The sequence below is a fragment of the Limnochorda pilosa genome (genome assembly GCF_001544015.1).
Taxonomy (GTDB): Bacteria; Bacillota; Limnochordia; order Limnochordales; family Limnochordaceae; genus Limnochorda; species Limnochorda pilosa.
The window spans coordinates 3,068,280-3,092,850 of record NZ_AP014924.1 but is presented as its reverse complement, the minus strand read 5'-3'; the positions used below and the strand labels follow the sequence as shown (position 1 = coordinate 3,092,850).

The 24,571-nt window shown below is 71.1% G+C and carries 22 protein-coding genes, 1 pseudogene and 1 riboswitch; of the genes and pseudogenes, 17 read left to right on the top strand and 6 right to left on the bottom strand.

All coding sequences use genetic code 11. The features are described 5' to 3' along the window. Nucleotides 1-35: 35 nt before the first annotated feature. A complete protein-coding gene (locus LIP_RS13740) occupies nt 36-944 on the top strand; it encodes an NAD(+)/NADH kinase (RefSeq protein WP_068139574.1) in 909 nt (302 codons plus the stop codon). On the opposite strand, the gene LIP_RS13735 is transcribed toward LIP_RS13740, so the two are convergent. The 3 genes from LIP_RS13735 to LIP_RS13725 all read right to left on the bottom strand — a co-directional run bounded on the left by LIP_RS13735 (nt 941) and on the right by LIP_RS13725 (nt 3,668). Continuing rightward, nucleotides 941-1,255, bottom strand: coding sequence for a DUF4387 domain-containing protein (locus tag LIP_RS13735; protein ID WP_068139571.1), 315 nt, complete (start codon nt 1,253-1,255; stop codon nt 941-943). The genes LIP_RS13740 and LIP_RS13735 overlap by 4 nt on opposite strands. Nucleotides 1,256-1,284: 29 nt before the next feature. Beyond that, nucleotides 1,285-2,715, bottom strand: coding sequence for an acyclic terpene utilization AtuA family protein (locus LIP_RS13730; RefSeq protein WP_082726353.1), 1,431 nt, complete (start codon nt 2,713-2,715; stop codon nt 1,285-1,287). Nucleotides 2,716-2,867: 152 nt separating this feature from the next. Next, nucleotides 2,868-3,024, bottom strand: a riboswitch (cyclic di-AMP (ydaO/yuaA leader). A 74-nt stretch (nt 3,025-3,098) separates the two neighbouring features. Beyond that, nucleotides 3,099-3,668, bottom strand: a complete 570-nt coding sequence (locus LIP_RS13725) for a transcription repressor NadR (protein ID WP_231699437.1) — start codon at nt 3,666-3,668, stop codon at nt 3,099-3,101. Between the two features lie 84 nt (nt 3,669-3,752). Here LIP_RS13725 and LIP_RS13720 point away from each other — a divergent pair, with 84 nt between their 5' ends. The 4 genes and pseudogenes from LIP_RS13720 to hepT form a co-directional block, all read left to right on the top strand. Further along, nucleotides 3,753-3,932, top strand: a complete 180-nt coding sequence (locus tag LIP_RS13720; RefSeq protein WP_068139568.1) for a hypothetical protein — start codon at nt 3,753-3,755, stop codon at nt 3,930-3,932. Between the two features lie 14 nt (nt 3,933-3,946). Continuing rightward, the gene (locus tag LIP_RS13715; protein WP_068139564.1) at nt 3,947-5,422 is read left to right on the top strand and encodes a sodium:solute symporter family protein; all 1,476 of its coding nucleotides are present in this window, start codon (nt 3,947-3,949) and stop codon (nt 5,420-5,422) included. Nucleotides 5,423-5,521: 99 nt separating this feature from the next. Continuing rightward, entirely contained in the window at nt 5,522-6,040 is a 519-nt protein-coding gene (gene mntA / locus LIP_RS19710; protein WP_068139561.1) for a type VII toxin-antitoxin system MntA family adenylyltransferase antitoxin, read from the top strand. Nucleotides 6,041-6,057: 17 nt separating this feature from the next. Further along, a pseudogene (hepT, locus tag LIP_RS20635) lies at nt 6,058-6,390 on the top strand (type VII toxin-antitoxin system HepT family RNase toxin); the annotation flags it as partial. 156 nt (nt 6,391-6,546) lie between these two features. On the opposite strand, the gene LIP_RS13705 reads toward hepT, so the two are convergent. Continuing rightward, the gene (locus tag LIP_RS13705; RefSeq protein WP_068139556.1) at nt 6,547-7,464 is read right to left on the bottom strand and encodes an SDR family oxidoreductase; all 918 of its coding nucleotides are present in this window, start codon (nt 7,462-7,464) and stop codon (nt 6,547-6,549) included. A gap of 212 nt (nt 7,465-7,676) precedes the next feature. Between LIP_RS13705 and LIP_RS13700 the strand changes: the two genes are divergently transcribed. Further along, nucleotides 7,677-8,819: a pyridoxal-phosphate-dependent aminotransferase family protein gene (locus LIP_RS13700; RefSeq protein ID WP_068142065.1), complete on the top strand. Its 1,143-nt coding sequence runs from the start codon at nt 7,677-7,679 to the stop codon at nt 8,817-8,819. A gap of 26 nt (nt 8,820-8,845) precedes the next feature. Here the strand turns inward: LIP_RS13700 and LIP_RS13695 are convergent, their stop codons facing one another. Beyond that, nucleotides 8,846-10,177: a sensor histidine kinase gene (locus tag LIP_RS13695; protein WP_068139553.1), complete on the bottom strand. Its 1,332-nt coding sequence runs from the start codon at nt 10,175-10,177 to the stop codon at nt 8,846-8,848. 80 nt (nt 10,178-10,257) lie between these two features. Then, entirely contained in the window at nt 10,258-12,150 is a 1,893-nt protein-coding gene (locus LIP_RS13690) for a FapA family protein (protein ID WP_068139551.1), read from the bottom strand. Nucleotides 12,151-12,377: 227 nt separating this feature from the next. Here LIP_RS13690 and LIP_RS13685 point away from each other — a divergent pair, with 227 nt between their 5' ends. The 11 genes from LIP_RS13685 to LIP_RS13635 all read left to right on the top strand — a co-directional run bounded on the left by LIP_RS13685 (nt 12,378) and on the right by LIP_RS13635 (nt 24,305). Further along, nucleotides 12,378-14,354 carry a DNA methyltransferase gene (locus LIP_RS13685; protein ID WP_068139548.1) on the top strand — a complete coding sequence of 659 codons (1,977 nt, stop codon included), beginning with the start codon at nt 12,378-12,380 and terminating at the stop codon, nt 14,352-14,354. A gap of 121 nt (nt 14,355-14,475) precedes the next feature. Next, on the top strand, nt 14,476-14,925 hold the full coding sequence (locus LIP_RS13680; RefSeq protein ID WP_068139545.1) for a DUF2089 domain-containing protein: 450 nt from the start codon (nt 14,476-14,478) through the stop codon (nt 14,923-14,925). A 139-nt stretch (nt 14,926-15,064) separates the two neighbouring features. After that, the gene (locus LIP_RS13675; protein WP_231699436.1) at nt 15,065-16,414 is read left to right on the top strand and encodes a DUF4097 family beta strand repeat-containing protein; all 1,350 of its coding nucleotides are present in this window, start codon (nt 15,065-15,067) and stop codon (nt 16,412-16,414) included. A gap of 37 nt (nt 16,415-16,451) precedes the next feature. Then, the gene (locus LIP_RS13670) at nt 16,452-16,823 is read left to right on the top strand and encodes an SHOCT-like domain-containing protein (RefSeq protein ID WP_068139539.1); all 372 of its coding nucleotides are present in this window, start codon (nt 16,452-16,454) and stop codon (nt 16,821-16,823) included. Continuing rightward, nucleotides 16,792-17,217 (top strand): phage holin family protein, encoded by a 426-nt coding sequence (locus LIP_RS13665; RefSeq protein WP_082726351.1) that lies wholly within the window; start codon nt 16,792-16,794, stop codon nt 17,215-17,217. The genes LIP_RS13670 and LIP_RS13665 overlap by 32 nt, the downstream gene beginning before the upstream one ends. A 186-nt stretch (nt 17,218-17,403) precedes the next feature. Continuing rightward, nucleotides 17,404-18,516, top strand: coding sequence for an ABC transporter ATP-binding protein (locus LIP_RS13660; protein ID WP_068139536.1), 1,113 nt, complete (start codon nt 17,404-17,406; stop codon nt 18,514-18,516). A 373-nt stretch (nt 18,517-18,889) separates the two neighbouring features. Next, the gene (locus tag LIP_RS13655) at nt 18,890-19,513 is read left to right on the top strand and encodes a (2Fe-2S)-binding protein (protein WP_068139532.1); all 624 of its coding nucleotides are present in this window, start codon (nt 18,890-18,892) and stop codon (nt 19,511-19,513) included. 1 nt (nt 19,514) lies between these two features. Then, entirely contained in the window at nt 19,515-21,959 is a 2,445-nt protein-coding gene (locus LIP_RS13650; protein WP_068139529.1) for a xanthine dehydrogenase family protein molybdopterin-binding subunit, read from the top strand. A gap of 30 nt (nt 21,960-21,989) precedes the next feature. Then, nucleotides 21,990-23,000: an FAD binding domain-containing protein gene (locus tag LIP_RS13645; RefSeq protein ID WP_198409556.1), complete on the top strand. Its 1,011-nt coding sequence runs from the start codon at nt 21,990-21,992 to the stop codon at nt 22,998-23,000. A 1-nt stretch (nt 23,001) separates the two neighbouring features. After that, nucleotides 23,002-23,877: a cytochrome b/b6 domain-containing protein gene (locus LIP_RS13640; RefSeq protein WP_068139527.1), complete on the top strand. Its 876-nt coding sequence runs from the start codon at nt 23,002-23,004 to the stop codon at nt 23,875-23,877. 2 nt (nt 23,878-23,879) lie between these two features. After that, on the top strand, nt 23,880-24,305 hold the full coding sequence (locus tag LIP_RS13635) for a hypothetical protein (protein ID WP_068139524.1): 426 nt from the start codon (nt 23,880-23,882) through the stop codon (nt 24,303-24,305). Nucleotides 24,306-24,571 lie beyond the last annotated feature (266 nt).

Here is a 24,571-nt window from a genome sequence, read left to right as displayed (position 1 = left end):
AACACGGACGAGCACCGACGAAGGGGGCGTTCCAGGTGGAGCGTGGGGAGCGGGGGAACGGGCCCCAGGGGAGCGTTCGGGCTGCGGGGCGGCCGCAGCGGGTGGCCCTCTTCGGCGGGTGGAGCCGGGGCGCCCGGGAGGAGGCGCGCCTGCGCCTGGTCGCCGCCCTGGAAGCGGCCGGGCTGGAGGTGAAGACCCCCGAGGTGGCCACGGACCTGGCCCAGGCGCCGGACCTGGTGGTGACGGTGGGCGGCGACGGAACGCTCCTGGACGCGGTCCGCCGCTTCCGGGTGTGGGGCGCGCCCTTCTTCGCGGTCAACGCGGGCCACCTGGGCTTCCTCTCGGCCGTCTCGCTGGACCAGCTCGACGCCGCGGTGGACCATGTCCGCCGGGGCGACTGGATCGAGATGGAGGCGCCGCTGCTGCGGGTGCTCACCGAGCCCGCGGACGAGACGGGAGCCCCCTTGCCCCCACAGCCCTTCGACTGTCTCAACGACCTGGTGGTGGAGCGGGGGAGCCCCCGCACCCTGACCCTCTCCGTGCGGGTGGCGGAGCTGGAGATGGCGCCGGTGGTGGGCGACGGGCTGGTGGTGGCCACCCCTCTGGGCTCCACCGCCTACGCCCGGGCCGCGGGCGGCCCCATGCTCCACCCGGCCCTGAGGGCGTTCCAGGTGGTGGGGCTCAACCTGCACCACTCGGTCCACACCCGCTACGTGGACACGCCCCTGGTGCTGCCCCCCGGTCACACCCTGGAGATCGTCAACCTGCGCCCCCACGACCGCCGGGCCCAACTCACCGCGGACGGCAGGGTGGTCGCCGAGAACTTCCTGCGGTGTACGGTGGCATGGATCGACGAAGGCGTCCGCCTAGCCTACCTGCCCGGCTTCTCGTACCTGAAGCGGGCCGAAGCGGTCCTGTGGGGCCCGCCCGCGCCCCGGGGCTAGCCCGACACCTCCAGGTCCAGCAGCGGGGCGTACTGCTGACTCCCCATCACGTCGCCCTCGCCCGGGCTTCCGCTGGGCTGGTCGCGCCGGATCGTGAACTTGATGGCGCGGGCGGGGTCGAAGGTGACGAAGCGGACCACCCGCTCGGGAGCCACGTGGTAGAGGCCCGCCACCCGCTCGGGGGTGAGCACGTGGCTCGCCTTCACCTGCTCGTAGGCGGCCGGGTCCGAGAACAGGATGTCGAAGGTGATGTGGTCCACCCCGGCGTTCTTGCTCCGGATGGTGGACGCCAGCTCGACCAGCTTGGACATGTCCTTTCCCCCCTCGTTCCGTGCGCTCCTCAACCGACCTCTTCGACCTCGAGGCGGAAGAGCTCCAGGGGATCGTCCACCTCGACGACATGGTTCATGGTCCAGCGGTAGGCGGCCCGAGCGGGGAGGACCTCGTCGCTCAGGAAGGCGGCGGCGCCGGCGGTGCCCCGCAACCCGGGGAGGCGGGCGTACATGAAGTTGCGGCCGGCCAGGTTGGCCAGCTCGGCTACCTCATCCCGGGTAGGCGCCACCGCCTCCACCACGATGCCCAGCTCGTGCGACCGGATCTCCTTCACGGGCTCGAGCTCGCCCATGACCGCGTTCTTGCCGTAGATGTGGTAGTGCACCTGGTACCCCGGCCCCCGGAACCGCTCGGCCACCTTCCGGCGGGACCAGGCCACCGCCTCGTCCACCCGGGCGATGGTGTAGGGGTCCCGGATGCCGATGATCATCAGCGCCCGCTCGCCCACCCTTCCGGCGCCCTCGAGCTTCACCGTGTACCGCTCGGCCGGGACCCAGCGGGAGCCGGTCACCCGGGTGCGGCGCTCGTCCACCGCCTCGTAGCGGCAGGCGGTCATGTCCACGTACCCGCCGGGGAGGACCTCCCGGAAGGGGTCCAACCGCTCGTACATGGCGTGGCTGGCCAGGGAGGTGGGGGTGCACCGCTGGTAGTCGCTCATGGGCTCGGCCACGATCTGCTCGGGCTCCACCACCCCCAGCACGCTCTCCTTGCCGGCGAAGGGCTCGGCGCAGAAGGAGGCGCACTCCAGCACCTTGCCGGCGTAGTAGGCCACGCCGGCAGGCAGTCCGGCTTCGAGAAGGGGTGCGGCGAAGAGGGAGGCGTCGCTGGCCCGGCCGGCCAGGATCACGTCCGCCCCCCGGCGGAGCGCCTCGCGGATGGGCTCCGCCCCCATCACAGCCACCGCGTGGGTGGTGGCGTCGATGTCGTCCAGGGTGAGGGGCGGCCGGCCGTCGAGGCCTTCCACCCGGGCGCCGGCGGCCACCCGGCGGCGAAGGGCCTCCAGGTCCACGTCCGAGTAGATGGTGGCCATACGGAACCGGGGCACGCCCAGCTCGCCGGCCAGGCGGCGGAGGTACGCCGCGTACTGGCGGACGCCCCGGTCCGTGCCCGTGTCCGAGCAGGAGCCGATGATCATGGGCACGCCCAGGCGGCGGGCGGCGGTGAAGATGAGCCGGAGGTCGTGTTCCTGCCAGGTGCGGGGGCTCGCCTGCTCGTCGGCGCCCAGGGGGTGGGGGCCGATGTCGCAGGAGCCTGAGTCGGCCACGACGGCGTCCGGTCCTCGAGCGACGCCCACCTGGAAGCTCGCTTCCTCGATGGGCGTGAAGCCCAGGTGGCCCGTGGGGCTCAGGAGGGCCATGCCCCGGGGGGCCGAGACGGTGCTGGACCGCCCGGGCGCGCGGGGCGGGGAAGAGGTGACCGGTGAAGAGGTCCGAGCCATGGACGATGGCCCCCTGTCAGGGATCGTCCGGCCCTTGCTCGCCGTGCCCGGCGCACGCTCCGGCTCTCCCGCACGGCCTCCGTCGCTTCGGGCCCGGGGCCGAGGGGAACCCGAAAAAAGCAAAAAGCGAGCGGCTGGCACGCAGGCCGGCACCGCACGCTCTTTCCACGCTTACGGGGTTAGCTACCGGGTTCGGGTTGAAAAAGTAACCCGTCCTGGGCTTCCAGGATTCACCCTGCCCCTCGCACGAGGGGAACGTCCTGTGGGTCCCCCGCTCCCGCCGTCGGCGGAATTCAGCGTTCCTCGTGCTTCTGCGACAATTCTAAGCGGGGAAGGAGACCGTGTCAACCAGAAGGTGGCTTTGCACCCAATGTCACGATCCCTCACGGGTGCTCCGGCCCGGATCCCTCGCCCCGTTCCTCGATCAGGAAGCCCAGCGCCTCCAGACGGGCGACGATCCGGTCCAGGCGCTCCTGGGAGGCGGCCTCCAACGTGTGCAGGTGGGGCCCCCCGGTGAGGGTGAGGAGGGGCCCCGCGCCCCCCTGATGGAGGCGCGCCAGGAACTCCTGGACGTCGGCCCGGCTCTCGGTCATCACCAGCCCCCGCAGCTCGCCGTAGACGGGGTGCTCCACCACCACGTCCACCACCCGGCCGCCCAGGTCCGCCACCGCGTTGAGCTCGACCTCGATCTGGCCGGCGGCGTGGTCCACCGCCACCACCCGGCGGCAGGCGAAACGGGGGTCGGCGCCCGGCTCGCCCACCCAGACGTAGCCCCGGGGCGTGGCCAGGATGGGGGCTCCGGCCGCCCGGAGCACGGCCACGTCCTGGACGATCACCTGACGGCTGACGCCCAGCCCTTCGGCCAGCTGCGCCCCGGCGACCGGTACGCCGGCCGCGCGCAGGCGCTCCGCGATGAGGCTGCGCCGTGTGCCCGGTCCACCCATCTGGCCCATTGACACCCCTCCCCTCCTCATATAGGATACTCTCGACAAGACAGATGACAAGACAGTGATTCACACCCATTGGAGGCGCGTGCCATGAACTCCGGACGACGCTGGGGCGGATGGCTCGGGCTCCTGGTGGGGCTGGCCTACCTGGTTCCCTACGCCGCCCTCCAGAACCTGCCCGCCTGGTACGGAGCCTTTCTCTTCTGGTGCCTCTTCGCCCTGGCGGTCATCGGGAGCATCGCCCGAATGACCCGGGGCTGGCGCGACTGAGGGAGGGCCGATCCGTGTCTCCGTCGACCATCTACGGAACGCTCGCGATCTACGTCCTCGGGGGTACGCTCCTCGCGCTGGTGGCGCGGCGGGGGGTCGGCCAGGGGGTGGAGGCCTACTTCCTGGCCAACCGCGCCCTGGGTGGTGCGGTCTCGGCGCTGAGCTACAGCGCCACCACCTACAGCGCCTTCATGATGGTGGGCCTGGCCGGCCTCACCTACCGGGGCGGGGTGGGGGCCCTGGGCTTCGAGCTCGTCTACCTCTCGGGCCTGGCCCTGGTCGCCTTCTTCGGGCCCCGTTTCTGGCTGGCGGGCCGCCGGTACCACATCGTCTCGCCGGCCGAGCTCCTGGCCGTCCGCTACGAGAGCACCGCCCTGGGGATGGTGGTGGCCGTCCTGTCGACCCTCTTCCTGGTCCCTTACACCGCCGTCCAGCTGACGGGCGTGGGGCTCCTGCTTCGGGGCATCAGCGGGGGAGCCATCCCCGTGGAGGTGGGCCTGGTGCTGGCCACGATGGTGGCCGTGGGCTGGGCGTGGATGGGCGGCCTCCGGTCCGTGGCCTGGACCGACGCGCTCCAGGCCGTGGTGATGATGGTGACCGCCCTCTGGGTGACGTCCGAGGTGCTGGAGGCCGTGGGCGGCCCCGGGGAGCTCTTCGGCCGGCTGCAGGTGGAGCGCCCCGCCTGGCTGACGGTGCCCGGGAACGGCTACTTCACCTTCGGCACCTTCCTGGGGCTCTCGCTCCCATGGTTCTTCTTCTCCCTCTCCAACCCGCAGGTCTCCCAGCGGCTCTTCGCCCCCCGCAGCCTCGTCAGCCTGCGGCGGATGCTCCTGGGCTTCCTGGCCTTCGGCTTCGTCTACACCCTGGTCTCGGTCACCTGGGGCTTCGCGGGGCTCGTGCTCTTCCCGGGCCTTCCGAACCCGGACCTGGTCACGCCCACGGTGCTGGGGTCCGGCCGGGTTCCGGCGCTGGCGGCGCTCCTGGCCATGGTGGGCATCGCCGCCGCGGCCATCTCCACCGTGGACTCGATCCTCCTCACCCTCTCCTCCATGCTCTCCCGGGACCTCTTCCGCCCCCTGCGCCGGGGCGCGGCCGAGACGGCGGAGCTGGCGGTGGGCAAGGCGGTCATCCCCATCCTCGCCGTTCTGGCCTACCTCTTCGCCCGCCTGCAGCTGGACCTGATCGCGGTCCTCTCGGTCGCCTCCTCGGCGGGTCTGCTGGTGGTGGTGCCGGCGCTGGTGGGCGCCTTCTACTGGCGGCGGGGAACGGCGCCCGGCACCCTGGCCTCCGTGCTGGGGGGCGGGGCCGTGGTGCTCCTCACCCAGTTCAGCGGCTGGAGGCCCCTGGGTCTCTGGCCGGGCGTGTGGGGGCTCCTGGTCTCGCTGGGGCTCTTCGTGGGCGTCAGCCTCCTGAGCCGGGCGCCCGAGGCGCGGGCCCGGGAGTTCATGGGCACGCTGGAGGAGGAGCTTCCGGCGCGGGGGGTGGCGTGACGGATCCCGTTGGGCGGCGTCCGCCGGTGGTCGGATCGGGTCTCTTCGGGCGTCGTCTGTGCTAGAATGGCCTCAGGGATACGAGGCGGACGTGGCGACGTGCGGACGCCTGAGGCGGTGAGCGACGTGACCATGGCGGAGCACCCTCTATCGGATGCGATCCTCGACGCGCTCGAGCGGTACTTCAGGGACCGGCCTGAGGTCTCTTTGGCTTTTCTCTTCGGATCCACGGCCCGGGGTCAGGCTCGAGCGGGCAGCGACCTGGATTTCGCGATCCTGATCGAGCGCGACGCCGTCGACGGCTTCGATCGATCGCAGATGGTCTGGGATCTGATGCACCTCTGTAAGCGGGAGGACGTGGACCTTGTTCTCCTGAACCGAGCGTCGCCCCTGATGACGCACCGAGTCGTACGGGACGGATACGTTCTCTTCGCCCGGAACACCAGGGTCCTGGCGGAGTTCACCATTCGCGCGGTCCAGAGCTACGTGGACACCCGTCCGCTCCGCGAGCTCAAGCACCGGCGGCTCCATCAACGGCTTGCGGCGGGCCTGCGGGCAGGGAGGGGTCATCCTTCACCAACGCCACGCACGACGACAGCGTCGTTCGGGAACACCTGACACACCTGCTCGACTCGGTGCAGGTGCTTCGGGGCCTCCAGGGACTCTCGCTTGAAGCGTTGGCCGCGTCGACGGAGAAGCACTGGGCGGTCGAGCATGGGCTGCAACTCTGCGCGCAGAAGGTGCTGGACGTGGCCGCCCACCTCGTGGCAGCCCACGGAGGGACAGTAGGCGACGAATACCGGGACTACGTGCTCGCGCTGGGAGATCTCGGCGTGCTTCCGAGAGGCTTCGCGCGTGACTTCGCCCGCATGGCAGGTTTTCGTAACATTGTGGTCCGCCAGTACTTGGAAGTCGACCTGCGGGAGGTCCACCGGATCCTGCGGGAACACCTCGACGATTTCGTCACCTTCGCCCGGCACGTGGAGGCCCTTTCTCGACCAGCAACGCGAGGAGCGGCCGGAGGGAATGGGCGAGCCCGAAGAGCCAAGAACATGAGGGCGAAAGGAATCCCCGACGCCAGCCGCTGCACGGAAACGGCCTCGCGAGGGAAAGGGCCGGGCGGATCATGCCTCCCGACCCCTTTCCTTCCCGTAGAGCGCTCTCAGCCCCGCCTCCAGGGTCTGGGGCGTGAAGCCGAAGCGGCGGGGGATCACGTCGACGTCGGTCACGTTGGGCAGGACCAGCATCTCGAGCTCCTCGCGGGTCACCACCGGGTTGCGGGTGAAGCGGCCGCTCAGGGCGGCCACCAGCCGGACCAGGGGCAGGGGGATGGGGATCAGGAGCCGCTTCTGCCCGGTCACCTTCAGGAGCAGGCGGAGCATCTCGGCGTAGGTGAGGTGTTGGGGCCCGCCCAGCTCCAGCGTCTCCCCGGCGGTGGCCGGATCCGCCAGGCTCAGGCGGATGCACCGGGCCAGGTCGGCGGCGGCCAGGGGCTGGAAGCGCGTCTCGCCCTTTCCGGGAACGAGGGCGATGCCTGGGGGCGCCATACGCAGGGACTGGAGCATGCGGTCGAAGAAGCCGAAGCCGTCGCCGAAGAGGACCGACGGGCGGAAGATGGTCCACTGGAGGCGGGAGGTGCGCACGAGCTCCTCCGCCTGCCACTTGGAGGATGCGTACGCGAAGCGAGGGTTGGGGGTGGCGCCCAGGGCGCTCACCAGCGCGAAATGCTTGACGCCCTCGGCCTCCGCGGCCTCCAGGAGGTTGCGCGTCCCCTCCACGTTGATGGTGCGGTAATCTGCCCCGCTCCTCTCCCGGATCACCGCCACCAGGTGGATGACGGCCTGCGCACCCCGGCAGGCCGCCCGCAGGCTTAGGGGATCCCGCACGTCCCCGTGGGCCAGCTCCGGCCCCGGCCCCGGCAGGCGCGAGAGGCGGGGCAGCGGCGCCTCGTGGACCAGGGAGCGCACCGCCAGGCCCTGGGCCATGAGCTGGCGAACCAGTGCCCGCCCGACCAGCCCCGAACTACCCGTGACCAGGATCACCGGGTCAGCCCTCCCGGCGGCGCGCTGCGCCCGCCGCCCGCGGCCAGGATACTCCGTCCGGCGGCCGGGGTCAAACGGCGCCTCCCCGAGGGGTGCCGCCGAGGGCTGGAGGCTCCCGGTGCCACGCAGGGTCTTGCTCCCGCGAGAGGAAGATACATGGGGAGGGATGACCCTTGGAGAACCTTCTGGAGGCGCTGCCCGAAACACTCCTCATGGGCCCCGGACCGTCGTCGGTCCACCCGTCCACCCTTCGGGCGATGGCTGCCCCCGAGATCGGCCACCTGGACCCGCGCTTCCTGCGGATCATGGACCAGACCCTCGACCTGCTTCGCCAGGTCTTCCAAACCCAAAACCAGCTCACCCTGCCCCTCTCGGGGACCGGTAGCGCCGGCATGGAGGCCGCGGTCGTCAACTTCGTCCGTCCGGGCGACCGGGTGGTGGTGGGCCTGAACGGCTACTTCGGCCAGCGGCTGGCGGAGATGGCCCGCCGCCAGGGGGCCGAGGTGGTCGGCGTGGAGACCGAGTGGGGCCGGCCCGTGGAGACGGCCGATCTCCGGAAGGCCCTGGCCGGCGGGCCCACCCGCCTGGTGGCGCTGGTGCACGCGGAGACCTCCACCGGCGTGCTCCAACCCCTGGAGGAGGCGGCCGACGCTGCCCACCGGGCCGGGGCGATGCTGCTGGCGGACGCCGTCACCTCCCTGGGCGGCGTGCCCGTGGCCGTCGACGCCCGAGGCGTGGACATCGCCTACGCCGGCACCCAGAAGTGCCTGAGCTGCCCACCCGGCCTGGCGCCCCTCACGTGCAACGACCGGGCCCGGCAGGCCGTGGAGGACCGGGCGGGCGACCCGCCCTCCTGGTACCTGGACCTGAAGCTGGTGGCCCGCTACTGGGGCGAGGAGCGCTTCTACCACCACACCGCGCCGATCAACATGATCTACGCCCTGAACCAGGCGCTGCGCCTGGTGGTGGAGGAGGGGCTCGAGGCCCGGTTCGAGCGGCACCGCCAGGTGGCCCGGGGGCTCTGGGCGGGCCTGGAGGCCATGGAATTACGGCTGGTGGTGCCCGAGGATCAGCGGACGCCCAGCCTCACCACCGTCTGGATCCCGGAGGGCATCGACGACGCCGCGGTGCGCCGGCGCCTCCTGGCCGTCCACGGCATCGAGATCGGCGGCGCCCTGGGGCCGTGGAAGGGGCGGGCCTGGCGCATCGGGACCATGGGTGAGTCGGCCAGGCCGCAGAACGTCTATCGGTTCCTGGCGGCGCTGGGCGAGTGCCTGGGCCGGTTCGGCCACCCCGTGGGCGTGCGCGAGGCCCTGGCGGCCGCGCGGGAGGCCATGGCGGCGCTGGAAGGGTAACGCCCGGGAAGAGAAGCGCCGCGTGCTCACCCCATCCGCAGGCTCCGGCCGCCCTGGGCGAGGGGGAGGGTCAGGGTGAAGGTGGCCCCCTCGCCGGGACGGCTCTGGACCGACACGTCCCCACCGTGGGCGAGCGCGATGTGCTTGACCACCGCGAGGCCGAGGCCGGATCCTCCGGGCTTGGACGTGTAGAATGGCTCAAACAGCCGTCTCTGCGCCTCCTCGCTCAGGCCCGGACCCGAGTCCGTCACCGCGATCTCCACCTGCTCGGAGCCCCGGCGGCGGAGGCTCACCGTGAGCTTGCCGCCCCGGGGCATGGCCTCGATGGCGTTGCGCAGCAGGTTTCCCAGGGCCTGGCGAAGGAGGACGGCGCTGGCCACCACCCTGGGGAGGTCGGTGGGGCAGAGGAGGCGGGTCTCTACCTGCTGGGCGCGACAGGCACCGGCGTAGACCTGCAGCGTCTCCTCCACCAGGCGGTCCAGGTCCAGGGATTCGGGCGCGGCCGCCTGGGGCCGCGCCGCCCGGAGCAGAAGCTCCATGAACTGGACGGTCTGGTCCACCTCCCGGATCGCCTGGTCCACGAGGGGGCGGAGGGACGGGGACGCCTCGGCCCGCCCGAGCTGAAGGGAGGCCCGCACCGTGGCCAGCGGGTTCCGCACCTCGTGGGCCACCACGCTCAGGAGCTGGCCCAGGTGGGCCTGGTGCTGGAGCTGCCGCACGCGGGTCCAACCCAGGATGATCTCACCCAGACGCTGGAGACACCGGGCGAAGATCTGCCGCAGGTCCTCGGGCGGCGGGCCCGCAACGGAGGCCACCAGGTGGAGGTACAGGAGTCCGGGGGAGTGGGGGTCGGGGTCGCCGGCCGCGAATCCGCCCACCCACCAGAACAGGGTGGCCGGAGAGCCGGTCCTTCCTGGGGCGGGTAGGGCCAGCTCGGTGACCTCGTCCGTGCCGGGCCAGCGGAAGAGAGGCCCAAGCAGCCTCTCCACCGCGTGGGGATGGGGGAGTGGGGGCCCGTGGGGCTGGGGGCAGGGGGGTTCGACGGTGACGAACGGGGGCTCCGCCCGGCTCACGGCCGCCCAGGCCGCGGGAAGCTGCAGGAAGAGGAGCATGTCCCGAAGCTCCCTTTGCAGGGTGGGCAGCAACGCCCTGGTCTGAACGGTCTTCCAGCCGTCGTCGGGTTCGTCCGCGGGAGCGGTGAGGAGGCGACGCTCGCTCTCGGAACCAGCGTCAGAGACGCTCTCCACGGCCACGGTGGGGACATCGAGGGTCTGCCGGAACAGGGCAAGCATGCGTTCGGTGAACGGGGCTTCCGCCGCCTCCGCCCCGGTGTAGCGTTCCCAGATACCTTCTGCCATTTCTGGAATCACCCCGCAGGCACGAGTGAGCCGCCGTCCCCTCGAACGTCACCTGCCAGGGGGTGCCGCCGGGCCGAGTGCTACCGGTCCGGTTCCACCACGACCTCACCCTCGGTGTTCAGCTTCACCCGCACGGGCTGCGCGATCTCCTGCTCGATCCGGCGTGCGGCTTGCCCGATGCGGACCTGCACGTTGGGCAGGATCCGCTGGGTGTGGAGGACGCCGCCTTCCACGAACTCCAGGTAGGTGACGGTGCCGGCCTCGGCGCCCACGGAGCCCAGGTCCGCATGTCCCGACTGGATCCGGAGCGACCCGCCGATGAGCTGGGCGGCCGGCCCCTTGACGCCCATGCGGGCGTACACCTGGGAGTTGTAGATCGCCTTGCCGGTCACCTCCAGGGTTCCGCTCGCGATGCAGCGGCTGTTCTGGAGCGAGTCGACGGTGATGGAGGCGGACCGGGCCGGATGGTGCTGCAGGTGCAGGCGCAGCGTCTCGAGCTGCTGGACGGGCTCGCGCAGGGGGAGCAGGCTGCCGTCGCGAATCCCGGGCACCAGCCCCCGCACGAGCCGTTGAGCCAGCACTTGATCTTGCTCGCCCAGGAGCGCCGGGTGCTCCATGAGCTTCTTGCCCAACTGGGTAAGGCGGTCCGGGAGCTGCTTGAACTTCAGCTGGAGGAGCCGCTCCAGCAGGCCCCGCTCGGTGGCGTCGGAGCCTCCGGAGGCGGGTCCGGCGCCCTGCTGGCTGAGGCGGCGGAGCACCTGGTCGGCCATCCCTTCCAGGTCCGAGAGGCCCCGGATGCCGTCCTCCAGTGGCCCGAGGAGCTCGGCCGCGAAGGCGAAGGAGCCGCCGGCCACGAGCTGGGAGCTGATGGCGGCCCGCTGGATGACGATGCCCGTCAGCCCTGCCACGTACGCGCCGCTCACGGACCCGACCACCCGGATCTGGCCGCCGCTCTCGAGGCGCACCGACTCGGTGACGCTGCCGCCCACCTGGATGTCGCCGTCGAAGCGCACGTGGCCCCGTTTGGCCGTCAGGTCCCCGCGGACCTCGTGCATGGGCACGATCTGGATGGTGTCGCCCCGCAGCTCGGGCCGGCCCGTGCGCTCCGCGTAGGCCACCCTCCCTTCCTCCACCCGGCAACCGGGCCCCGCTGTGAGGCGGACGGGCTTGGGCGAGCGGGCGGGAACCTCGTTCCCGGTCACGTCCCGGCCGGCGGTACCGGGCTCCGGCGGCTCGCAGAAGGCGGCCACCTCGCCCACCATCACCGAGGGGACGGCCAGCTCGCGGATCACGTCGAGCCGCTGGGCTTCCTCGATCTCGGCGGCGCGGGCCTTCTCTCGCGCCTGGGCCTCCTCCAGCACGGGGATCCGGACGCGGCCGTCCTTGGGCTCCTGCGGGGGAACCCCTTCGGCCACCTTGATCCGGCGGTTGGGCTCCTGGGGAATGCGGGCGATGGTCGCGTCCAGCAGGCCGTAGAGGACGCCGTGCTCGCGCAGGGTCTGGACGATCTCCTCGGGGGTCAGCTGGGGAAGGGAGCCCTCTGTCTCCACCTCGGGCTCGAGGACCACGTGGCGTGCGGGCGGGTGGGCCCGCAGGCGCATGCGCCGCCCCACCTTCACCACCCAGGTGAGGTACGCTTCCATGCGGTCGGAGGTGACCTCCACCTCCAGGTGGCTCTCGGCCGCCTCGTCGGGGAGGATGACCTCCAGGTCGTCGATCTTCTCCAGTGGGAAGCGGCCTGCCGCCGGCTGTCCCCGCAGCCGCACCTGAACGCCGCCACGCGCCTCCAGGGTGGGGATGGCGCCCAAACCGCGGGGCGGCTGGAGGTGAAGCTTCCCGTCGCGTACCTCGATGAGGCCGTCGCGGCTCTCGGGCTCGGGTTCGGCATCCGATGCGCCGGCGTCCGGGGACGGAGAGGCGGGAGCGGATGAGTCGGGCGGCTCGTGCTGCGTTTCGAGCTTCGCATCCTCCATCGAGGACCCTCCTGGCGACCCGTACACCCATCCAGCACAGGAGGCTTCGCTTCCTATTCTGGCAAATCCTGCGTCCGGAGGAAGAGGACGCGACGGTCGCGGCGGGGAGATGGGTGGGAGGGGGACACCGGCCGCCGGCCGGGCAGCCCCGAGGGTGGCAACCGGGAAGGAGCCGCGCACGCCTGCCGGGAAGTGCTGGGAGAGCTGGAGGGGGGCAGGAGCGCGCCGTGCAGGATGAGGAACGCTGCCCGTCAGGTGGAGGTCCCCGCCGGGCGTGGAGGCTGGACGCGCCGCCCCTCTACACGGCCGGCCCGAACCCGTGGCTGGGCGAGGTGTGCCGGGGCGGGCGCGCCGGGGACCCGACACCGGCCGGGGAGGTCGAGAGAGGTCGCGCCGCCAGCCTCCTCTCCGGGGGGAAGAACGACCCCCTCTACATGCTCCACCCCTACCACACCAAGGTGCCGCACCAGCCCATCGCGGAGATGATCGAGCGCCACACGCGGCCGGGCGAGGTGGTCCTGGACCCCTTCTGCGGGTCGGGGATGACGGGGGTCGCCGCCCGCCTCACCGGCCGGCGCGCCGTGCTGGTGGACCTTTCCCCTGCGGCCACCTTCATCGCCCACGGCTACCTGAGCCCCCTGCCGCCGCCGGTGCTCCGGCGGGCCGGCGAGGCATGGCTGCGGGCGGCGCAGCCGTACCTCTCCGAGCTCTACCGGACCCCCGGGGAGGGCGGCGGCCCCCTGGAGTCCGCCGTGGAGCTGGAGTACACCGTGTGGAGCGACCGTTTCCAGTGTCCCGAGTGCGGCGGGAGCTTCCTCTTCTGGGACGCGGCCGTCGGGTGCCCTCCGGGCGCGGGCGGCCGCCGCGTGCTCACCCGCTTCCCCTGCCCCAAGTGCGGCCGCACCCTCTCCAAGACGGCGCTGATCCGGGTCTGGGGGCCCGCTGGGCTGGCGGTGCAGGAGCCCGTGGAGCGCTGCTTGCCCGGGAACCACTCCCAGCGCCACCTGCCCGTGACCGATGCCGATCGGGTCCACCTGGCCCGGCTGGCCGCGGCGGCGCCGCCCGACGGGTACCCCGCCGATCCGTTGCCGGTGGGGCTCTCGTCGAACCAGCCCCGCCTCTCGCACGGGCTGACCCGGGTGGACCAGTTCTACACGCCCCGCAACCTGCGGGCCCTCGCCCACCTGTGGGCTGGGCTGGACGCCTTCCCGCCCGAGGAGGCGCGGGCCCTGGCCTTCCACTGGACGGCCGTGGCCCGGAACGCGTCCCGCATGAACCGGTGGCCCCGGCAGCGCGGGCCGCTCTCGGGCACCCTCTACTTGCCCTCCCTCTCGTACGAGATCCACGTGGGGAAGGCGCTGGCCCGGCACCTGCGGAAGGGCGTGGCCGCCGCCGCCTTCCTGCGCGCCCACGCCCCCGGCGACCCCCGGGAGGCGCTGCGCATCGGCACCCAGTCGGCCACGGATCTGGCCGGCCTGCCCGATGCGTCCGTGGACTATGTCTTCACCGACCCGCCCTTCGGGGACAACCTGATGTACTCCGAGCTGAACCTGCTCTGGGAGGCGTGGCTCGGGGTGCGGACCGACCCGGCCCTGGAGATGGTGGTGGATCCGGTGCGGGGGCGGAACCTTGCCACCTACCAGACCTTGCTGGCGGCCGCCTTCCGCGAGGCCCACCGGGTGCTGAAGCCGGGCCGCGCCATGACGGTGGTCTTCCACCACGCCCGCGCCCGGGTCTGGCAGGCGGTGCAGGAGGCGCTCGCCGCCTCCGGCTTGGAGCTGGACGAGGTCCAGGCGCTGGACAAGCGCCAGGGGAGCTTCAAGCAGCTCACCTCCGCCGGAGCGGTCCGCTACGACCTGGTGCTCACGCTGCGGAAGCCGGCGCGGCGCCGGCGCGCCGTGCGTGCGGGCACGGCGAAGCCGCAGAACGAGAAGTCTGCGGAGGCGTGGGCCCTGCAGTTCCTCGCCCGCGTGCTCGGCGATGCGGCGGGCCGTCCCACCAGCCGTCGGGCCGAGGACGACGGGCAGGCAGGGGAAGGTGAAGGGGTGGTTCGGGACGGGCGGCCCGATCCCGCCTGGCTCTACTCCCGGTACGTGGCCGAACGCGTCCGCCTGGGGTTGCCCGTGGACCTGGACGCAGGGCGCTTCTACGGCCTGCTGCGCCGGATCCAGCCGCTGCCGGGGGCCGGCGCCCTGCCGACCTAGACCGCCTCCGCCCTCCTCTTCAGCGTGGAATCAACGTTGTTCACATACGATATGAAAAACGTTGATCGACCTATTGACATCACTCACCTGTGTGGTATAAGGAGTCCAGGAGGTGGTGCCGATGCCCGAGAACGGCCGAACCGGCCGGCGCTGGGTGGGTCGCTGCCCCGCTTGCCACGCGACCCTGCGGGTGAGCCGCCTGGAGTGTCCCAAGTGCGGCACGGCGGTGGAGGGTCGCTTCGATCTCACGCCCCTGGCCCGCCTGGACCCGGAGCAGCAACGCTTCGTGGAGATCTTCCTGGTCTCCCGCGGGAACATCCGGGAGGTGGAGCGGGTCCTGGGCGTCTCGTACCCCACCGTCCGCAACCGGCTGGACCAGGTGATCGAGGCCCTGGGGCACCCGGTGCGGCCCGAGGCCCGGGAGAGCCGGCCCGCGGGTCCGAGCCCCGAGGAGCGCCGCCAGATCCTGGAGGCCCTGAGCCAGGGGAGCGTGAGCGTGGACGAGGTGCTGAAGCGCCTCAAGCCCGGCGTGAAGGAGTCAGCTACCCCGCGGCTGAAGCCGGAGGCTTGACCCCGGCGCCTTGCGTGCGGACTGGAGTGGCCACGAGATCACCATTCAGAGTATGGCAGCCAATCCGAAAGGAGAGAAGCCGCCAGTCCTCCCCGCGGCTGAAGTCGGGGGCTTCCTGGCGGCGCCATCGGTGACGACCATGCGGAACGAGCGCCTGATGATCCTCAGGATGATCGAAGAGGGGAAGATCTCGGCTGCCGAGGGCCTCACCCTGCTGGAGGCGCTGGAAGAGGAAGGCGCCTGGCCTGCGGGCTCCGGGCCCGATGTGGAGAGAGCGCCGGGGGAGCCGGGCGCGGCAGCGGGTCCGCAGGCGGATGCGGGCGCAGCAGCGGGCCCCCGGGCCGAAGCCGGCCCCCAGGCAGCGGGCGAGCCCTGGCGGGAGGAACACCGCCGCCAGGAGCGAGCGCGGGAAGAGGCGTCCGAGGTCGGGTTCGACGAGGCGGAGGACGAGGCGAGGTCCGGCTTCGACGCCTCGAAGGTGGGCGAGCAGGTGATGCGGGCGGTGGACCAGCTCGGCGAGCGGCTGCACGACTGGATGGAGAGCGGCAGCGGCTGGCTCAACGATTGGCTGGGGACCAGCTATGCGTTCCCCCAGAGTCACTCGGGCGAGGTGGGCGCGGGCGAGCTCTTCCAGGTGGAGGTCCGCCTGCCCAACGGCCGCGTCACAGTGGAGCCCAGCCCTGACGACCGCTACCACGTGGAGTGGGAAGTACACGTGCGCGGCGCCGACCGGGAGCGGGCGGCCGAGCGGGCCGCACAGGCGGTGAAGGTGGAACAGGAGCGGGGCCGCCTGGTGCTGCGGGGGACGGACCGGTGGTGGGGTTTCATGGGACGGGTGGACGCCACCCTGCGGCTGCCGTCGCAAGGGCGCTACCGCCTGGAGTTCTCCCTGGCCAACGCCTCCCTGGACCTGTCGGGCCTGCGGGCCGAGCGGCTGCGGGTGCGGGTGGCCAACGGAGCAGCCACCGTGGAGCGTGTGGAGCTGGGCGGCTTCGACCTGCGGGCCGCCAACGGCCGGATCCGGGTGGACGGGTGCGTGGCCCACCAGGGCCGGCTGGCCACCGCCAACGGGCGGGTGGAGTTCGTGGGGACGGCCCGGCGGTTGCGCCTGAGCACCTCCAACGGCCAGGTGCGTGCCCGGCTCTCGGCCCTGCGCGAAGGACAGGCTGCCGGCCTTCCCACCGACGGCGAGCTGGAAGGCCTGCCGCCGGGCGAGGGCGTCCTGGCCGAGACGGCCAACGGCCAGGTCCGGGTGCAGCTGGACGAGGAGCTCGCCGCCCGGGCGCTGGTGCGGCTCCGCTCGCTCCACGGCTCCCTGGAGGCCGACCTGCCGGATCTCAAGGTGTGGCAGCGGGAGCACGGTCCGGGCCGGAACCGCCTGGAGGCCGCCGGCCCTCGAGCCGGGAGCGATCCCTTCTCCGTCGAGGCCCGCAGCCAGACGGGGTCCGTGCGGGTGGAGCGGGCCGGCGCCGGCGAGTCGTGGGATTGAGCGCCCCGGAGGGAATCCCCCGGAAGGAGGAGCGTGCATGGACGACCGCCTTCAGATCCTGAAGATGGTCCAGGAAGGGAAGATCAGCCCCGAGGAAGCCGACCGCCTCCTCGAGGCCCTCGAGGCGCCCCCGGAAGCCAGGCGCCCTGCAGGCGACGACAAGGAGGATCGCCCGCCCCGCTTCATCCACATCGAGGTGACGTCCGAGGACGAGCGGAAGGTGGACGTACGGGTGCCCATCCAGCTGGCCAAGATGGCCCTTCACTTCGTCCCCAGGCGGGCTCTCGCCCAGGTGAACGGCCGCGAGCTGGACGTGGACGAGCTGATCCGGCAGGTTCAGGCCGGGGCCAGCGGCGTCCTGGTGGAGGTGGACGAGGATGAGGATCACGTTCGCATCTCGATTGAGTAACCTGGAGACCTGGGAGGGGGTGCGCCGGGTGGACGGGCGGGGATCCGTCCGGAAGCACTGGCTCGGATGGTGGCTCATCCACGCCGTGGCCCTGATCATCACAGCGTCGCTCCTGCGGGGCATCGATGTTTCCAGCTTCTGGGCGGCGCTCCTGGCCGCGGCCCTGCTGGGGCTGGCCAACGTCTCGGTGCGGCCGTTGCTGCTGCTCCTCACCCTGCCCCTCAACCTGGCCACCCTGGGCATCTTCACCTTCGTCGTCAACGGGATCGTGCTCTGGATGGTCTCCTGGGTGGCGGCCGGGTTCGTGGTCCACGGCTTCTGGGCGGGGGTGTGGGGCGCGCTGGTGCTCAGCCTGGTGAGCTGGGGGCTGCGGTGGGCCATGGACCGGCTGTAGCGTGCCGCCCTCCCGCCACGAGGCGGCGCCTTCGATCCCGCGTGGGCTCGAAATGGGCCCGCGAGGGAGGAGATCGGCCCGGTCGCCACGAAGTCTGCCTTTGACCCGGTGGCGACGTGCTTGGGCGTGCCCGTGGCGCCGTGGCGCCGGTACAACCTGTTGGGGTGTGGGAAAGGGGAAGCAACCGTGGCCAAGGTGGTTCTCGAACATGTGACCAAGCGCTTCGGGAACGTCGAGGCGGTGAAGGACGCCAACATCGACATCCCGGACAAGGAGTTCGTGGTCCTGGTGGGACCGTCCGGGTGCGGCAAGTCGACCACCCTCCGGATGGTGGCGGGGCTGGAGGAGATCACCGCGGGGAACATCTTCATCGGGGAGAACCTGGTGAACGACGTCCCGCCCAAGGATCGGGACATCGCGATGGTCTTCCAGAACTACGCCCTCTACCCGCACATGGACGTTTACAACAACATGGCCTTCGGGCTGAAGCTTCGCAAGTTCCCCAAGGCCGACATCGACCGGCGGGTGAAGGAGGCTGCCCGCATCCTGGGCATCGAGAACCTCCTCCAGCGGAAGCCCAAGGAGCTGTCGGGCGGCCAGCGGCAGCGGGTGGCGGTGGGGCGGGCCATCGTGCGGGAGCCCAAGGTCTTCCTCATGGACGAGCCCCTCTCCAACCTGGACGCCAAGCTGCGGGTCCAGATGCGGGCCGAGCTCTCCAAGCTCCACAACCGCCTGCAGACCACCATCATCTACGTGACGCACGACCAGACCGAGGCCATGACCATGGGCGACCGCATCGTGGTCATGAAGGACGGGCTGATCCAGCAGATCGGCGCACCCCTGGAGATCTACCACAAGCCCAACAACATCTTCGTGGCCGGCTTCATCGGCTCGCCGGCGATGAACTTCGTGGAGGTCGTGCTCCGCAAGGACGAGCAGGGCCGCTACTGGGTGGAGAACGAGGTCTTCCGCCTGCGGGTGCCCGACGAGAAAGCCCGCGAGATCCAGAACCTCCCGGCCTACGTGGACAAGAAGGTGGTCTTCGGCATCCGGCCCGAGAACATCGAGGACGCCGAGATCGTCCCCGACGGGCACGAGGACGTCTCCTTCGTGGCCAACGTGGACGTGGTGGAGCCCATGGGCGCCGAGGTCTACGCCTACCTGAACGTGGGCGACCAGGCCATGGTGGCCCGGCTGGACGCCGCCAGCAAGGCGAAGGACGGCGAGCAGCACCGGGTGCTCATCGAGATGGAGAAGATGTACCTCTTCGATCCCGAGACGGAGCTGGCCGTCGCCTGACGGCGCGGCCTCCCGTCACGGGTCCGTGGGGTTCGCCATCGGGGTGACGGCGCCCAGGGGAACCCCACAAGCCGTGTGACGGTTTAGCCGAGCGCTTGCGCAGGCGCCGGGCGGTCTTCTGCAGGCCACCCGGCGCCTGGCGCGTCCTGGTTGCCGCCCGGCATACGGCGGCCGGCTTTCGGCGACCGAACACCATGAAAACACGGAAAAGAGAGAAGTGAATCACATACACCACAGAATACGGAAGGAGTGGGATGATGGCGTGTAAATATAGGGGAGCCAGTCTCAGTGGCTGCCGCCGGCCCGGCGATCCCACGACTCGGCCCGCGTCAGACGGGAGAGAGGCCGGTGGTTACCGGAAAGGAGGCTTCCCATGGAGAGCGGCGACCAGGTGCGTGCGTCCGGGAGCGGCATCTCCCGCCGCACCTTTCTCAAGGGGGTGGTTGCATCCGGCGTCGCGGCGTCGTCCTCGGCGTATCTGTTCCGAACGAGCGCCGCGGCCCAGGCGCCCGTCGCGGCGCAGCAGGCGACGGAGCGGCTCATCACCCTCCAAGTGAACGGCGCCACGCGGCGGGTGGAGGTTCCCCACCAGGAGACGCTTGCGATCACACTCCGGTACCGTCTGGGGCTCACCGGGACCAAGCTGGGGTGCGACCGCGCCGAGTGCGGCAACTGCACGGTCCTGATCGACGGCGTCCCGCGCTACTCGTGCTCCACCCTCACCCACACCGTGCGGGGCAAGGAGATCACCACCATCGAGGGCCTGGCGGGGCCAGGCGGCCGCCTGCACCCCGTGCAGCAGGCCTTCGTCGACGAGCTGGGCTTCCAGTGCGGCTTCTGCACGCCGGGCATGGTGATGACGGCCGTGGGCGTGCTCGCCAAGAACCCACACCCCACCCGGGAGCAGGTGGCGGAGGCCCTCTCCGGCAACCTCTGCCGGTGCGGCACCTACCCCCACTACGTGAACGCGGTCATGCGAGCGGCGGAGGTGAGCTGAGGTGGCACAAGGGTACAGGCTCATCGGAAAGGACTTCCAGACACCGGACGCCATCGCCAAGGTGACGGGGCAAGCACGGTTCGCGGAGGACTACCGGGTGGACGGGATGCTCTTCGCGAAGCTCTTCCTGAGCCCGATGCCCCACGGGCGGGTCCGTCGGATCGACCCGGGCCCGGCGCTCGCCATGCCTGGGGTGCAGGCCGTCCTCACGCCCGACGAGGTCCCCCAGGTGCGCCCCCCCGGCCAACCGGCGCTGGCCAGCGAGCCGCTCTTCGTGGGCGAACCCATCGCAGCGGTGGCGGCCGTGGACGAACAGACGGCGGCCGACGCCGTGGCGCGGCTTCGGGTCGACCTGCAGCCGCTGCCCTTCGTGCTCGACCCTCTGGAAAGCCTGAGGCCGGGCGCGCCCAACGCCCGCTCGGACGGCAACGCTCCGGCGCGGATCCAGGAGCAGGTGCGGGGCACCGCCGAGACGGTGACGGTCACCGGCGTGACGACGATCAAGTGGAGCGCCAGGGACTTCGCGGGCGCCGGCCCCAATCGCCTGCCCATGGGCCAGGCCACCGAGGAGTGGTCCTACGGGGACGTGGAGGGCGGGCTCGCAGCGGCCGACCTGGTCGTCGACGAGACCTTCGTCCTCCCGAACCATGCTCACCACTGCCAGGAGACCCGCACGGCACTGGCCTACTGGATGAACGGGAAGCTCTACCTGCACGCCTCGCTGCAGAGCCTCATGTTCAGCGTTCCGGCGGTCGCCGGGGTCATCGGCATCGACCCCTCGGACCTGGTGCTGATCTCCGTCAACACCGGAGGCGGCTTCGGGAGCAAGGCCATCAGCTACGTCCAGCTCGCGATCCCCGCGCTGCTGGCGAAGAAGACCGGCCGCCCCGTGATGCTGCGGGTGAGCCGGGCCGAGGAGTTCTACTTCGGCGGAAGCCGTCCGGGCTACCAGGCGCGGGCGCGGGTGGGTTTCCGGAAGGACGGGCGCGTCACGGCCGTCGACCTCTTCGTGGTCAACGACGGGGGCGCGTACGGCTACTCCGACTACGCCTCAGGCTTCGACGCGGCCTCGCTCGTCTACCAGCCCCCGGCCATGCGGGCCCGTGGGATCAGCGTCTTCACCAACACCCCGCCCAAGACGGCCTTCCGCGGCCCCGGCACCAACCAGGTCCCCCTGATCTTCGAGCCGATCCTGGACCGGGCGGCGCGCCAGCTCGACCTCGACCGGGTGGAGATCCGGCGCGTCAACGCACCGCGCCACGACGGGAAGATCGGACACGACCGCCTGGCCATCACCAGCTCCTACCTGCCCGAGGCGCTGGACAAAGGTGCCCAGCTCTTCGGCTGGGGTGAGAAGAAGAGCCTGAGCGGCCGGCGGGACGGCCCTCGGGTGACGGGCGTCGGGGTCGGCACCGCCTTCCACTCCGCCGGAGCCAGCGGCTTCGATGGTCTGGTGCTGATCAAGCCCGACGGGAAGCTCTCCATCCACAACGGCATGGGCAACCTGGGGACGCTCTCCTACGCTGCGACCGCCCGGGTGGCCGCCGAGGTCCTTGGGGTGCCCTGGGATCAGGTGGAAGTCCACTGGGGCGACACCCGGCGGAACCTTCCCTGGAACGCCTACCAGGCCGGGAGCAACAGCTCCTTCACCATGACCCGCACGAACTACGTGGCCGCCATGGACGCGAAGCAGAAGCTGCAGGAGATCGCCGCAAAGGATCTGGGCGGCTCTCCGGCGGACTACGACGTGGCCGACGGCCGGGTCTTCCAGAAAGCCGATCCCGCCCGTTCCCTCACCCTCGCCCAGGCCGCGGCGCGGGCGATCGAGCTCGGCGGCAGGTACAGCGGCGAGGAGCTCCCCGCCGACCTGAACCCGCTCACGCTCCGCTCGGCGCAGGCGCTCGCCGGGCAGGGGCTGCTCGGCGTGGCCAAGGACGTGCTTCCCCGCAACGGCCTGGTGCCGGCCTTTGCCAGCGCCTTCGCCCAGGTGGAGGTGGACACCGAGACCGGGCACGTGGCCATCGTCGACGCCGCGGTGGTGGCCGATTGCGGCACCGTGCTCCACCCGACCGGCCTCTGGAACCAGCTTCGGGGCGGCGCCATCCAGGGTTTCGGCTACGCGCTGAGCGAGAGCCACCTCATCGACCGCCAGTACGGCATACCGCTCAACGCGAGCCTGTACCTGAGCAAGCCGCCCACGTTCCTGGACGTTCCGCCGGAGATCAAGGTCGGGGCGGTGGACCAGCCGGACCCCCAGAACCCGGTGGGAGCCAAGGGCGTGGGCGAGCCGCCCATGGGGGCCGCCGCGGCGGCGATCGTGAGCGCCGTGGAGGACGCGCTGGGCGTCCCCTTCAACCGGACGCCGATCACCCCGGACATGATCCTCCGGGCCGTCGAGAGGAAGGCCCAACCCTTCGGGCCGCTCGAGGTCAACGTGGTCGCGTGACCCAAGAGGAAAGGTGAGGAGGTGTGACCCGTGATCCGTGACATGATGCCTGCGTTCGAGCTCTTCCAACCGTCCAGCGTGGACGAGGCGATCGGGGTGCTGCGACGGTACGACAAGGAGTCGTGGGTGCTGGCCGGAGGCCTGGACAGCCTGGAGTGGCTCAAGAACCGGGTCGAGTGGCCCAAGGCCCCGTACCCCAGGGCGATGGTCTCGCTGGAGGGCATCGAGGAGCTGAGAGGGATCCGGAGCGGCCCCGACGGGCTGGAGATCGGTGCCATGACCACGCTCTCCGAGCTGGCTGAGCATCCGGAGGTGGTCGACCGCTACGGGGTGCTGGCGAGCGCGGCCGGCCAGGTGGCTTCGCCCCAGATCCGCAACCAGGGGACCCTGGGCGGCAACATCGCCCAGGACTCCCGCTGCTGGTACTATCGGGGGGGCTTCGACTGCTACCGGGCGGGGGGCAACACCTGCTACGCGGACACCCCGACCGCCATGAACCACGACCATTGCCTCCTCGGCGCCGACCGGTGCATCACCGTCAACTCGTCGGACGTCGCCCCGGCGCTCATCGCCCTGGACGCCCGGGTGGTGATCCGGGGTCCCGGCGGCGAAGACGTGGTGCCCATCGAGCGCTTCTACATCGGCCCCGGAACCGACATCACCCGCATGAACGTCCTGGAGCCGGGGATGGTGATCACCCGCGTCCAGGTCCCCGGTGCCTGGTCGGGGACGCGATCCTACTTCGAGAAGGCGCGCCACCGCCAGTCCTGGGACTTCGGCGCGGTGAACGTGGCTGCCGTGGCGCGGCTCTCGGGCGGTATCATCGAGGGCATCCGCCTGGCGGTGAACGGGGTGGCCCCCACGCCCCTGCGGCTCACCGCTGTGGAAGAGGCCGTCACGGGCAGCCCGCCGGACGAGGAGACGGCGACGATCGCCGGGGAGACGGCCATCTGGGGAGCGCGCCCCGTGCACTACTCCGACTACAAGGTCACTCTCCTCCGCAACCTGGTGCGGCGCGCGATCCGGGGGGTCGCGGTCTGAGATGGAGCTCTTCCGGTGGGAAACATCGCCGTGGGGCCAGCAGGGCATCCTCGGCATCTCGTGGGACCTCCTCTGGCTCTTCCTCGCCGTGGCCCTTCTCTTTGTGGCCGGCCACGCGCTCTACGCGTGGAGGAGGCCCGCACGGGGGAAGACCCAAGCGGCGGGGTCGACGCGACGGGAGAAGGCATCGCCGGAGCGGGTGGTACGCCACCCGCTCCCGGCCCGCCTCTTCCACTGGACCATGGCGGCCTCCATGCTCGCGCTGGTCGCCACAGCGTTCCTGCCCGTAACGGGCGTGAAGTTCGCCTGGGTGGTGCCGCACTGGATCGCTGGCCTGGTGCTGCTCGCCAGCGTCCTCTTCCACGTCGTGCACGCGCTGGTCTGGCAAGATGTCCGCTCCATCTGGTTCGACCGGCGCGATCTGGAGCTCGCGCGGCTCTCCCTCCGGCGCCTGGTGGGGAGGCCCGGAGAGGCGCCCGCGAAGCCTGGCAAGTACCCGGTGGCCAACAAGGCCTTCCACCTGATGGTCACCGTCGCAGGCCTGGTGGTGATCGCCACGGGTCTGCTGATGACCCGCCGGGTGGAGACGCCCCTCTGGCCGCGGGACCCCTACTTCCTCGAAGGTGCGGCGAAGGCGGCGGTCTACGTCCTCCATGGTCTGGCGGCGGTGGCCTTCGTGGGGCTCATCGTGGGGCACGTCTACTTCGCCATCCGGCCCGAGAACCTTTGGATCACGCGCTCGATGATCCGGGGGTGGATCACCCGTTCAGAGTACCTGGGGCACCACGACCCCGCCCGATGGCCGGTCCCTGCCGGTGAAACGGCTGCCCGCAGGCGCTCGGCCGGCCGGCAGCGGTCCAGAAGCGAGGAGGTGTGAGCGTGCAGGTGGAGGTGGAGGCAAGGGCGCTGCGGGAAAGGATCGACGCCGTGGAAGCCGCGTACGAGTTCATGCTCGCCTACGCGGGCCTGGGGTTGCCCGCCAGCGGGCAGTCAGGACGCGGCGGGGAGGTCGTGCACCATCTGCGCCGGGTCGAGGCGGCCCTGGAGGGTCTTCCGGATCTTCTGGCGTTCCTGGCCCAGGCGGGCGCTCTGGGACCCACGGAACCGGCGGGGGATCTCGTCGACGCCACGGCCCGCGACGCGCGCACGACCCAGGCGGTGGTCCGGCTGGTTCTGGCCCTGCCGGTCATCAGCTCGAAGATGGTCGACAGCGTGAATGCCCTCACCCACGTGCGAGCGCTCCTCACGGACCTGTTCGTCCTCGACGAGCTGCTGGTGAGCGCTGCGTCGGGCTCGGGGTCGTAGCAGCGTTCGGAGCGTGGGTGGGTCGGATCCGGATCGTGCAGACGTACCATATCCTGGCGAAACAGGAAGTAAACGGATGATACACGACGTGAGTACGTGAAAGAGGTCTGTAGGTAACGTACATCGACTGTGGAAGAACTTGCCCGCCTCTCATCGGCAGGATCGACCTCCACCCCGTAGAACAGCTACCACGACAGCGCCAGAGCGTCGGCCGCAGCCGCACCGCTCGAGGATCGCAGGATCTTTGACAGCTTTCAAAGCTTGTC